Origin of the sequence: Acinetobacter sp. A3, assembly GCF_012371415.1 — a bacterium.
Lineage (GTDB): Bacteria > Pseudomonadota > Gammaproteobacteria > Pseudomonadales > Moraxellaceae > Acinetobacter.
This window is the reverse complement of the sequence record NZ_JAAZQW010000008.1, coordinates 42,247-54,074: the sequence shown is the minus strand read 5'-3', so window position 1 is coordinate 54,074 and position 11,828 is coordinate 42,247. Positions and strand designations below refer to the sequence as shown.

Annotated in this window: 8 protein-coding genes; 2 read left to right on the top strand and 6 right to left on the bottom strand. The window is 42.9% G+C overall.

Annotated features, from left to right (window positions below; translation table 11 throughout):
* Positions 1–291: 291 nt before the first annotated feature.
* On the top strand, positions 292–1,560 hold the full coding sequence (locus tag HHA42_RS04580; RefSeq protein WP_168525585.1) for a HAMP domain-containing sensor histidine kinase: 1,269 nt from the start codon (positions 292–294) through the stop codon (positions 1,558–1,560).
* Positions 1,561–1,656: 96 nt separating this feature from the next.
* Here the strand turns inward: HHA42_RS04580 and HHA42_RS04575 are convergent, their stop codons facing one another.
* The 3 genes from HHA42_RS04575 to HHA42_RS04565 are packed head-to-tail and all read right to left on the bottom strand — an operon-like array spanning position 1,657 to position 6,446.
* The gene (locus tag HHA42_RS04575; RefSeq protein WP_168525557.1) at positions 1,657–3,105 is read right to left on the bottom strand and encodes an efflux transporter outer membrane subunit; all 1,449 of its coding nucleotides are present in this window, start codon (positions 3,103–3,105) and stop codon (positions 1,657–1,659) included.
* A 25-nt stretch (positions 3,106–3,130) separates the two neighbouring features.
* Entirely contained in the window at positions 3,131–5,116 is a 1,986-nt protein-coding gene (locus tag HHA42_RS04570) for a MacB family efflux pump subunit (RefSeq protein ID WP_171525568.1), read from the bottom strand.
* 1 nt (position 5,117) lies between these two features.
* Complete coding sequence (locus tag HHA42_RS04565) at positions 5,118–6,446, bottom strand: efflux RND transporter periplasmic adaptor subunit (protein WP_168460027.1); 1,329 nt, start codon at positions 6,444–6,446, stop codon at positions 5,118–5,120.
* Between the two features lie 414 nt (positions 6,447–6,860).
* Between HHA42_RS04565 and HHA42_RS04560 the strand changes: the two genes are divergently transcribed.
* Complete coding sequence (locus HHA42_RS04560) at positions 6,861–7,310, top strand: bacteriohemerythrin (protein WP_160243533.1); 450 nt, start codon at positions 6,861–6,863, stop codon at positions 7,308–7,310.
* A 46-nt stretch (positions 7,311–7,356) separates the two neighbouring features.
* On the opposite strand, the gene holA is transcribed toward HHA42_RS04560, so the two are convergent.
* From holA to leuS, 3 genes are all read right to left on the bottom strand, one after another.
* Positions 7,357–8,355, bottom strand: coding sequence for a DNA polymerase III subunit delta (gene holA, locus HHA42_RS04555; RefSeq protein WP_168525555.1), 999 nt, complete (start codon positions 8,353–8,355; stop codon positions 7,357–7,359).
* Between the two features lie 22 nt (positions 8,356–8,377).
* Positions 8,378–8,908 (bottom strand): LPS assembly lipoprotein LptE, encoded by a 531-nt coding sequence (lptE, locus tag HHA42_RS04550; RefSeq protein WP_168460029.1) that lies wholly within the window; start codon positions 8,906–8,908, stop codon positions 8,378–8,380.
* A gap of 226 nt (positions 8,909–9,134) precedes the next feature.
* The gene (gene leuS / locus HHA42_RS04545; protein WP_168525553.1) at positions 9,135–11,756 is read right to left on the bottom strand and encodes a leucine--tRNA ligase; all 2,622 of its coding nucleotides are present in this window, start codon (positions 11,754–11,756) and stop codon (positions 9,135–9,137) included.
* Between the last annotated feature and the right edge of the window lie 72 nt (positions 11,757–11,828).

The window sequence follows — 11,828 nt, the reverse complement described above, 5'->3', positions numbered from 1 at the left end:
TTATAAAAGTTAATAAATTATGACTATTTTATTGGAATTGGCTCTATCTATAATCACGCACAGTCAGTTTTTAGAACACAAATACAGCACATGAACAGACTTTAAATTGTCTGAACAATAACGAAAACATTAACAACTAAATGTCTAAACTGCTTTTGTTCAATAAAATGATTTTAATACTTGTACTTTGTGTTAAAGTTTGTTAATGAAAAAAGTTAGATTGGTGATTTTTTATTTCTTTATTTCAAAATCGAATGCCTATCTTTAAGGATAATCATGCACGAGGCAAAAATGAAAATACAGCTGCTTGAAATTGGTCCTGAAACGGAACAGCTGAGTGCTTGCACACTGTCATTATTATTGGGGGTGCATACGCCAGCCAACCAAATTGATGGCTTTATGAAATTTGCCCGTCAAATGTTGCAGGTTGAGCATGCTATTTTAACCTTTCGCAATGAACCTTATATTTGGTATTCCAGTCACGAAACTTTTAAAGCTTTTCATTCCAATCCAAATGCACAGCTAGGTGCATTCTTTCAGGGTCAGCAATTGATTGAACCCAAGCATCCGCAATATGCTAACTTTGTGCAGCATATTGCAAGTTTGGGTATAGAGGCCGAACGCTTAATTGCCTTGGACTTGCTTAAAACCGATGGTGAATCGATTGGTCAGCTGTTGTTGTTTGATCATCATCATGAAGAATTCAGTTTGGGCGCAGTACCTACGGTTGCCGAGTTTGCAGCAGGTTTGGTGCGTTATATTGAATTAAAAGTTGATTATGTCGGGTTAAAAGAACTGTACGAGCAGCAGTCGGCTTTAAATTTTAGTAAAACTAAGTTTTTCCAGATTATTGCGCATGACCTGCGTGCACCCTTTCATGGTTTATTGGGTTTTTCTGAAGTTTTGGCGCAAGAGCGTGAAACTTTGGATGATTCGAGTATTCAAAATATTGCGGACTATTTATTTGATACCGCACAATCGACCTATAATTTATTGGAAAGTCTGTTGAATTGGGCAATGGCTGAGGGTGGACGATTTGTCTACCATCCAATCAATTTTGAGTTAAAGCAATCGACTAAAATTGTCTGTGATGTTTTAAGAAGTCTAGCCATTAAAAAGAATATTGAGCTCATTGATCAGGTGGATGAAGGCATAAAAGTCTATGCAGACATCAACATGATTACCTCGGTGATTCAAAACTTGGTGTCTAATGCCCTGAAATTTACCAGTACCGATGGCACTGGCAAAGTCATTTTAAGCGTGCAGGCGACTGAAACGAGGGTAGATATTTATATTCGTGATACAGGCTTGGGTATGACCCCACAGCAGTTGGAAAACTTGTTTGAACAAAAACTCACTGTAAGCTTTAAAGGTACTGCAGGTGAAAAAGGTACAGGCTTAGGTTTGGTCTTGTGTAAGCGCTTTGTCGATTTAAACCACGGGCAAATTGTGGCGGAATCTAAAGAAGGCGAGGGTACAACCTTTAAAGTGAGTTTACCTGTGGCGACCAGTACGCATCAGGTTTTAAGCAAAGAAGCGGTACTTTCAGAGAAAATTTAAGTCACAATCTAAATTTGCTGAACATATTTTAAAAGCCTGTCGGTGGCATTCTGCACTGACAGGCTTTTGGGTTTTTAAAGCGATGCTAAAGAATGTTTATGGCTGTTGTGGTAATTGCTGTAATGGACTGCCACCCAAGGCCTGTAACAAGGTTACATAAGCATTGTATTGATTTTGCTTAGTTTGCAATAGGTTTAAACGTGCATTCCGTGTTGTGGCTTGAGCATCCAAAAGGTTTTTTAAAGCAATCGCACCGTGGCGATAACGGACTTCAGTCAGACGTTCCGTTTTCTCTGCCAACAGTAAATTCTGCATTTGTAAATTGACCTGACGATCTAATTCAGAGCGTGCAGACAAGGCATTTTCAACATCAGCAAAGGCTTGGTACAAGGTTTGTCGATATTGCACAATGGCTTTTTCATATTCCAGCGCATTGACTTTTAAATCACGCTGCATATCGTTCCATTGTAAAAATGGCAGTGTTAGCCCTGCACCTAGAGTAGCAATTGGATTCTTGAGCGCATCACTTAAAGAAGTGTGTGCACCAGTACCAACACCTGTACTGAGTGTGCCAGTTAGGCTAATAGATGGATAGTAACTGGCTTTATTGGCATCTTTGTTGGCCAGTGCTTTGCGTAAACGAAGCTCCGCAGCGTTTAAATCTGGGCGGCGGGATAAAAGCTCCGCAGGTAATCCTGCATGAATTTTAGGTAGGCTAATGGCACCTAAGCGTTTCGGTTCTGCAATGTTCAGCATTTGCACAGGTTGATGGAGCAAGACTGCCAAAGCAGTACGTGTTGCTACTTTTTGCTGTGCTATTTGGCTGAGTGTGGCTTTTTGGCTTTGTAAGGCCTGTTCAGCCTGGGTTAAATCTAAACCAGAGACAGCGCCTGCACGGTATTGTGCATTGACCAATTGATAGGTTTTTTCAGTGCTGGCCAAATTTTGCTGTGCGACAGTTAAATGTTCATTTAAATAACCCAATTGCCAATATAAATTTGCAGTGGTTGCAATCAAACCTTGAGCAGTCGCCTGTAAATCTTGTTCGGTCGCGAGTGCTTCCCAACGTGCTGCTTCAGTCTGATTAGCCAGTTTGCCAAACAAATCCAATTCATAGCTTAGCCCTGGGTAGTTCAATGAGATTCCACGGGTACGATCACCATCGCCGTCTAGGCTAATTTCATGCCCTGTGGAAATTCCTGCAGTGCCAATTCGGACGCCTTGCTGACTCTGGCTTTGTTTTGCTTGTAATCTCGCTTGCTGTAAATTCAGCCCTGCAACAGCGAGGTCACTGTTTTGTGCGAGTACTTGCTCAACAAGTTGATTTAAGGCGGCATCATTAAACAACGTCCACCAGCGGTCAGTGTTTAGTTGGCTATGAATTTGCTGATTACTGAGGCGTTGTTGTTCAAATTGGCTTGGAATTTCAACGGCAGGGGCTTGGTAAGGTGTTTTGACCACTGCGGCACACCCCACCAAGCTGCTGCCTAAAAGTAGTGCGGTTGCCAGTTGGCTGAATGTTCGTGCTTTGGAATTTAATTGCATGAGAGTTCCTTATTCTAAGACCGCATCATTCTCTAGAGAGTGCATCGACAGGGTTGAGTTGTGCGGCGTTACGTGCAGGAATAAAACCAAACACAATACCAATCAGGCTTGAGCAGACAAAGGCTGCAACAATAGAGGTGGTTGAATACGCCATTTGAAAAGTACCGCCTGCAAAATGGCTAATCACTTGCCCAATGCCTAAAGCCAGTAATACCCCTAAAACGCCCCCTAAAATGCAGACTAAAATTGCTTCAATTAAAAATTGCTGCAAAATATCGCTTTGTCGTGCACCTACGGCCATACGCACCCCAATCTCTTGTGTACGCTCTGTGACAGAAACCAACATAATATTCATTACACCAATTCCTCCGACCACTAAGGAAATCACAGCAATTGCAGAAACCAGCAGGGTCATGGTGGCGGTGGTTTGCTGAATAGTTTCACGAATACTGTCAGAGTTTTGCGTAAAGACATCTTGTGCGCCATGTCGCTGAACCAATAGACTTAAAATGGCATTTTCTGCTGCAGCGCTAGGGTATTCATCTTTTACTCGTACAATAATGCTGCGTACATGGCTTTGACCTAGCATGCGGCTCATCACGGTTGAGTAGGGTAAATACACATTTAAGCTGTCAGAGCTGCCCATCATGCTTTTTTGTTCTTCTATCACCCCAATAATACGGCTTGGCACACTGCCCAATAAAATCACTTGCCCGACAGGGTTGCTGCCATCACTAAAAAATGTATTTTTTGTGTTGTGATCAATCACCACATCTTGAGCTTGTTCAATTACGCTGTGTTTATCAAACGGTTGCCCAGACTGAAAATTCATGCCACGTACATAGAAAAAGTCTTCACTTACCCCATTGACTGTGGCTGAAGCTTCCGTGTCTTTAAAACGGACTGTGACATTGCTGTTGACTGAAGGGCTGACACCATCGACATAAGGTTGTTTTGCTAAAGCATCGGCATCGGCAGGAACCAGTGTTCTGACTTGAGAGGAGCGAGAGGTGTCCCCAAAACCTCGCCCCTGAAATACGGTGATGGTATTGGTGCCTAAACTGCTGATATTTTCTAAAATCTGTTTTTGTGAACCATTGCCCAGTGCCACCACTGACACGACCGAGGCAATCCCAATAATAATGCCAAGCATGGTTAAAAAAGTACGCATGCGATGTGCATTCATGGCCAGTAATGCCATGCGGAAAGCTTCGCCTAAGCGGTCTAGTGCAGAACGCCAAGCTGAGGTCTTTTTTTGTGGTGGATGTTCCAGCGTTTGTTGAGCAATCTGTTCCTGATCGGTAGGTATGTTCGGTTGATCGGAAACGATAAGACCATCACTGATTTCAATAATCCGTGTGGCATTTTTGGCGACATTGTGGTCATGGGTGACTAAAATAATGGTGTGACCTTTAGCATTTAGTTCACGCAAAATACGCATGACTTCAATACCACTATTCTTGTCGAGTGCACCTGTTGGCTCATCGGCTAGAATCACATCACCGCCATTCATCAGGGCACGAGCAATGGACACACGTTGCTGCTGCCCGCCTGAAAGTTGACTTGGTCTGTTCTGGGTTTTATCTGCCAAGCCTAAATCACTCAGCAATGCGGTAGCACGTGCTTGGCGTTCTGCGGCATCGGCACCTGCATAAATTGCGGGAACTTCGACATTACCCGCAGCGCTTAAATCACCCAATAAATGGTAGCGCTGGAAAATAAAGCCAAAATACTCACGCCGTAGTTGTGCCAATTCATCAGCTTCGAGTTGTCGGGTTTCGCGTCCTTTAACTTTGTAGCTGCCTGTAGTGGGTTGGTCAAGGCAGCCTAGAATATTCATAAGCGTGGATTTACCAGAACCCGATTGCCCCACAATAGCAACCAATTCACCTGGGTAAATTTCCAGATCAATGCCTTTGAGAATTTGTACGGTCGATTCACCCGCAGGAAATTCTCGGGTCAGGTCTTTAACCGCTAAGAGTGGCTGTGTTTGATGCTGCGGCATGCTCATATTACATTCTCACCGAAGGGCCAACACGTCCACTACGTTTCGCTGCATCGTTCGATGTATCAGAACCATCGGCAATAATCACTTGATCACCCAGTTTTAAGCCGCGAATAACTTGTACGGTTGCGCGGTTGTTCAGCCCGAGCAATACAGGTTGCGGTTGGGCTGAACCATCGGCCTGTAAAACACGTACTGTGCCTAAAGACGCTTTGCCTTGATCTATAAGTGCTTTTTCATTGGCCGTGAGTTCTAAGCGGGCAGGGCGATTTGGCAATTTTTCATCCGTTTTGTTGCGTTCAGTACGTGCAGATGTGTCTGCATTGTTGCTACGACCACGTGAGCGATTGGAGCCTTGCACGGCAGCCGCTGGAATTGTGAGTACGTTACGTGCTTCGGCCAATACAATCGATACTTGTGCTGTCATGTTAATGCGCAGCTTGCCATCTTCATTGGGTACATCAAATAAGGCGTTGTAATACACCGCATTGCTAGATGATGAAGAGCTACTATTACTGGTTTCGGTATTAATGGATTTTGGTGCAGGTTCAACTTGGCGCAAGGCTGCGTAATGCTTTTTCTCACTGTTGCCCAAAGTGGTGAAATAAACGGTTTGACCTTCTTCGACCTTCATCACATCTGCTTCAGAAATTTCTGCTTTTACAGTCATGGTGTCTAATTTAGCCAGTTTGACAATGGTGGGTGCACTTTGGTTAGCGTTTACGGTTTGACCTTCTTCGGTCACAATCGCCACCACGGTACCATCCATTGGCGCAAGAATTTGGGTATAGCCTAAATTTTCTTTAGAAGTGTCTAAGGTTAGACGGGACTGTTCAATTTGAGCGTTAATTGCAGCAATCTCGGCTTGTGCCGTTTTATAGTTGGCTAAAGCACTTTCCAGTTCAGCGCGTGAAGTGGCGTCTTGCGCATACATGGCTTGTTGACGTTGATATTCTGCTGCGACTTTGGAGAGATTGGCCTGTCTGACAGCCAATTGCGCCTGTTGATTTTTAATACTGGCTTGAGCAGTTTTAAATTCATTTTCTTGACGTACCGAATCAATTTGGGCAATCAATTGGCCTTGTTTGACCTGATCACCCAATTCGACATACATTTTTTTGACCTGACCTGAAACCTGCGCACCGACACTGACCATTTTGGTGGCTTCAAGTACGCCTGTTGCCAAAACCGCACTTTCAATATCGCCACGGCTGACTTCAGCGGTGATGTATTGCGGCTGCTCTGTTTTTGGTTTGAAAAAATACCATGCTGCAAGTGCAACTAAACAGGCAATCACAATTCCCAGAATAAGTTTGGTCGATTTTATTTTTGGCATGAGTCAAAAAAAGCAGAAAAAGAAATTAAGGGAATTATAGAAGCGAAATAAGGATAAATCGTGAATTTTTTAAAGAAATTGCAAATGAGAATTATCATCTGATTTAGGGGGAATTAAAGTGCTTTTTAATTGCACCACATAGTGACATAAATTTGCCCTAATTTAGGTCAATTTACCCCTGCACTATTTTAGTTCATCTCTATGATATTTTTATGAATTTTAATTAAAATTTAGTTGAAACTACAACTATGGTCTAAGATGATTAAAAAACCTTATTTTCTATATGGATTTAAAAATTAAAAGCAGCTAGTATCGAATTCCATAAAATAGTTATGGCTTTAATCATTAGGATAATACGGCATCGGGATGATGCGATAAAACACGACTTTAATCAAAAAATCTGAGGGGTAAATCATGGAATGGAGTGAAAAGTTTAATATTGGAATTGATGTGATTGACAATCAGCATCGTCAAATTTTGGACTATATTAATGCGCTAGAAAAAATTCGGGCCACGGGTGCGCGTGAACAAATTAAAGAAGTTTTAGATGATTTGATTGATTACACACAATCGCATTTTAGTTTTGAAGAAAACTTATTGGCGCAGGTGAATTATCAATATTTGCCTTCGCACCGCGGTATTCATGAATTGTTTGTGAAACGTCTGAATGATTGCCGTCAGCGTTTTGCTAATGGCGAATCGGTAGAAAATGATTTGTATCGTTTATTGTCTAAATGGCTAATTAACCATATTCAGCATGATGATCAGGACTATGTCGATGCTGTGCGTGACAATATGCTGCATTATTTGCGTTCGCAAGAACAAAAGAAAGGTAAAAGTTGGTTTGCGCGTTTCTTTAGCTAGGTTTTAGTTTTCACCAACCGCCTAAATCAAAAATTGACTTAAGATATTAGGCAGGTGATGTCGCAAACAGGGTTTTACCGCACAGTTCAGTGATCGCTTGAAGCACCAGATGTTCAGGGTTTTCCTTGGACATCCCTTTAATTGCAGCATCAATGCGTAATAATAAAGCTGGCCAGTGCAAAAAACAGTTTGGGTTTAAACGCCGTAAGGCCTGTTGATAAACACTGACTTTATTTTTCCAAATCCCGAGTTGCAGGGCATTTTGCGGTTGCTCAAATAGTTGCATCAGTAGACGCATTTCTTTGCTGATGCTCCATAAAATCAAACTCATGGCTTCGCCCGAAGCGATTAAGTATTGAAAAATTTTCATGGACTGCGCCAGATTGCCTGCCAGTAAAGCATCATTTAAATCATACGTACTGTAGCGGGACTGATCTTGCAGGCAAGCATGCAAATGTTCAATTTGAATCTGTTGAATTTCAGGAAAGGTATCACTCACCCGCATCAAGCTATTTTTGGCAGCCAAAAGGTTGTGTTCATGGTGCTGCTCTAACCATTGCCACGCATCATGTCCTAATTGGATACCTAATTTTTCTGCTTCTATAGCCAAAATCTGCTGTCGATCTTTGGGGTAATTGGCGGTCAGCGCAACATTGACTCCGTTGGCATCAATTAACTGGAAAAAACTGGATTTTAAGCTGTTGCTGTCCTGTTTGGGCATGACCACCAACAGCAAATTCTGTTCATTATGCTGAATATAGCTTTTCAGTTGTTTTAGGGTGGTGGCATCAGGCTTGATGTTGCCGTGCACTTCTACGGCCAGTTGGCTAGAAAACAACGACAAGCTATTTAAAGCATTAAATACATTTTTCCAGTCGCTAACGCTATTTAAATCATAGCGTTGGCGTTCGATCTCTTGTTTTTGCCAACTTGCACGAAAAGCATCCAGCAAGTTTTGCTCGAGTAAAGGTTCTTGACCATGCAAAATCCATGCGCCACGTGCTTCATCAACACGTTTTAGGGCTTGTAGATAGTCAAGTTTCATAGATTAATCTGAACTCAGTTGCTTATTTATTAGGCGTGTAAACTGGTGGGTTGACCAAAGGTAAGCGGTTAGATGAAATTTGACGCACAATTTGCTGCGCAACATCATCAATAATCACTTCTCTTAAAAATTTTTGTTCCTGATCATCAGTGTTTACAGTTGCCACATCATACTGGTAACTACGACTTGCCATGACGGTACGGGGTTCAGTCACAGGGTTGCCTTGCGCATCTTCAATGCGGAACGTCACGCTTAAACGTAATAAAGTTTCGACCAGTTTGCCGTTCAATCTTAGGCGTTGTGGGGTATATTCCAATACACGCAACACGTAGGCATTAGGGTCATTACTGAGTTGGACACCTGCTGTGCCCATGTGAATAGATAGCTTTTCTTCTAATTCTTCAGCATTGCTAGGGAGTGCCAGACTCATTTTTGAATAGGCCACTGGCGCAATGCTTGGATTGGTGCCTTTTAAATGAAAACCACAGCCGACTAAACCAGCACTGAGTCCGCAAGTTAAAACAATGACTGCTAAACGTTGGCTAAAGTGCATGTGTTGTCCTCTGTAATATTCTTGAAGGTTTAAAAGCGGAAGTTGAGAATATCTTGATTGTAGGTGCAAAGCCCGTTGACTGACAACGGGCTTTGTTTGGAAATTGTGAAATCCTTCAGAAAGTTCCTTCTCCCTCTGGGATGAGGAATATATTCCGCAAGAGGATGAAGGGTTATATATTTACCTCTCTCTAGCCCTCTCCTAAAAGGAGATGGAACTTAAGGATTTAAACCACCAAATTCACTAACTTATTTGGTACTACAATTTCTTTCTTGGTTGGGCCAGTCAAGAAAGGTTGTACTTCTGGTAAAGCTTTGGCCAGTGCAAGGATGTCCTCTTTAGAAGCGTCCACAGCCACATCTAGCTTGCCACGTAATTTACCATTGACTTGCACCACAATCGTTTGTGTGTTGCGGGTTAAGGCAGACTCATCTACGGTTGGGAAGAGGGTTGAAGTTAACTCAATTCCGAACTGTGCCAATAGGGTTTGGCTTAAGTGTGGTGCAAAAGGTGCAAGCAAGGTTAATAAAGTCACAATCGCTTCACGTTCAACGGCAAGGTCTTGTTCATCTTGTGCTTCAAACTTGTTGCACGCATTCAAGAGTTCCATCAAGGCTGCAATTGCAGTGTTGAATGCATGACGACGCTCAATATCATCTCCCACTTTTTGAATGGTTTCATGGGTTTTGCGACGTAAGTCCTGCGCTGCTGTGGCAAGTTTGCTGCTTTCAATAGTCGTTGCATTGCTGCCTTTTTCAAGGAAGCCTGCCGCCAAACGCCATACACGTTTTAAGAAGCGGTTAGCACCTTCTACACCTGCATCTGACCATTCTAAAGACTGATCAGGTGGTGCTGCGAACATCATAAACACACGTGCAGTATCTGCACCGTATTGGTCAATAATCGCTTGCGGGTCGATACCGTTGTTTTTCGATTTCGACATTTTTTCCTGACCGCCAACAATGACCGCTTGACCATCGCCCATATATTTTGCAGAAAGCACACGGCCTTTTTCGTCTTTTTCAAGTTCGATGTCGGCAGGGTTAAACCAAGTTTTCTTACCGCTTTCTGCTTCACGGTAGAAGGTATCTGCCAGTACCATGCCTTGAGTCAGCAAATTGGTGAATGGTTCATTGCCTTGAACTACACCTTCATCACGCATAAGTTTGTGGAAGAAGCGTGCATACAATAAGTGAAGGATCGCATGTTCTACACCACCAATATATTGGTTTACAGGCAACCAAGTTTGCGCAGCTTCTGGTTTGACCATACCGCCAGTAAAGTCTGGAGATGCATAGCGTGCGTAATACCAAGATGATTCTACAAAGGTATCCAAAGTGTCGGTTTCACGACGCGCTTCGCCACCACAGCAAGGGCAGGTGGTTTGGTAGAATTCAGGCATTTTATTCAGTGGGTTGCCTGAACCATCTGGTACAACATCAGTTGGTAAAATCACAGGCAGTTGATCTTCTGGAACTGGAACTTGGCCACATTTTTCACAGTTAATCATTGGAATTGGGCAACCCCAATAACGTTGGCGTGAAACACCCCAGTCACGTAAGCGGAATTGTACTTTTACATTGGCTAAACCTTGTGGTTCTAATTTTGCCAATAGTGCATCAAATGCTGCTTGGAAATCTAAACCATCAAATTCGCCTGAATTGACCAATTTACCTTCTTTAGAGCCGTACCATTCTTGCCACTGAGTTGCGTTAAAGTCCGTATCTTCAGCACCTTTGGCATCAATCACTTGAATAATTGGCAATTGGAATTTATTAGCAAACTCAAAGTCGCGTTCATCGTGTGAAGGCACGGCCATTACTGCGCCAGAACCGTAAGACATCAACACATAGTTGGCAATCCAAACTGGTAACTCTTTACCTGTCACAGGATGCTTCACAAATAAGCCTGTTGCCATGCCTTTTTTCTCGGCAGTGGCGAGGTCAGCTTCTGCAACAGAACCCATGCGGCATTCTTCAATAAAGGCCTTCAATTGCTCATTATTTTCTGCGGCTTTTAACGCCATTGGGTGTTCTGCGGCAACAGCCACATAAGTTGCACCCATTAAGGTATCGGCACGCGTGGTAAATACAGTTAAACCATCTGCATAAATTTCTGGATTTGCCGAAGGAAAGGTAATTTCCATCCCTTGAGAGCGGCCAATCCAGTTACGCTGCATGGTCAAGACTTGTTGCGGCCAACCATCTTTTAAAGTTTCTAAATCGTCGAGTAACTCTTGGGCATAATCGGTAATACGGAAGTAGTACATTGGAATATCACGTTTTTCTACCAATGCACCTGAACGCCAGCCACGACCATTTTCGACCTGTTCGTTGGCTAAAACAGTCTGATCGACAGGATCCCAGTTTACTGTCGAGAGTTTGCGATAAATTAACCCTTTTTTATACAGTTGCACGAATAACCATTGTTCCCAGTGATAATACTCTGGGGTACAGGTGGCAAATTCACGATCCCAATCTACCGCCAAACCCAATTTTTTCAATTGGTCACGCATGTAGGCGATATTTTCAAAGGTCCATTTAGCAGGTGCAACCTGATGGGCAATAGCTGCGTTTTCAGCAGGTAAACCAAACGCATCCCAACCCATGGGTTGTAATACGGTTTCACCTTTTAAACGGTGGAAACGACTAATCACATCACCAATGGTGTAGTTACGCACGTGACCCATGTGCAGTTTGCCGCTTGGGTAAGGGAACATCGAGAGGATATAACGATGTGGACCTTCGACAGTGTCGGCAACTTTAAAGGCTTTGCGAGATTCCCAGTCATTCTGGACTTGAGGTTCAATCGCACTGGCTTGATATTCAGGGTCAATGTGAGTAGTCATAAGGTTAAATCAGGAATAAACGGTTAAAAAAAATGTGTTGCACAGCATAGCGCAAAATGCAGCAAAAAGTGA

Excerpts from the sequence above, each read along its gene's own strand:
- HHA42_RS04580 (WP_168525585.1), top strand. The coding sequence starts at position 292 with ATGAAAATACAGCTGCTTGAAATTGGTCCTGAAACGGAACAGCTGAGT.
- HHA42_RS04575 (WP_168525557.1), bottom strand. The coding sequence starts at position 3,105 with ATGCAATTAAATTCCAAAGCACGAACATTCAGCCAACTGGCAACCGCA.
- HHA42_RS04570 (WP_171525568.1), bottom strand. The coding sequence starts at position 5,116 with ATGAGCATGCCGCAGCATCAAACACAGCCACTCTTAGCGGTTAAAGAC.
- HHA42_RS04565 (WP_168460027.1), bottom strand. The coding sequence starts at position 6,446 with ATGCCAAAAATAAAATCGACCAAACTTATTCTGGGAATTGTGATTGCC.
- HHA42_RS04560 (WP_160243533.1), top strand. The coding sequence starts at position 6,861 with ATGGAATGGAGTGAAAAGTTTAATATTGGAATTGATGTGATTGACAAT.
- holA (WP_168525555.1), bottom strand. The coding sequence starts at position 8,355 with ATGAAACTTGACTATCTACAAGCCCTAAAACGTGTTGATGAAGCACGT.
- lptE (WP_168460029.1), bottom strand. The coding sequence starts at position 8,908 with ATGCACTTTAGCCAACGTTTAGCAGTCATTGTTTTAACTTGCGGACTC.
- leuS (WP_168525553.1), bottom strand. The coding sequence starts at position 11,756 with ATGACTACTCACATTGACCCTGAATATCAAGCCAGTGCGATTGAACCT.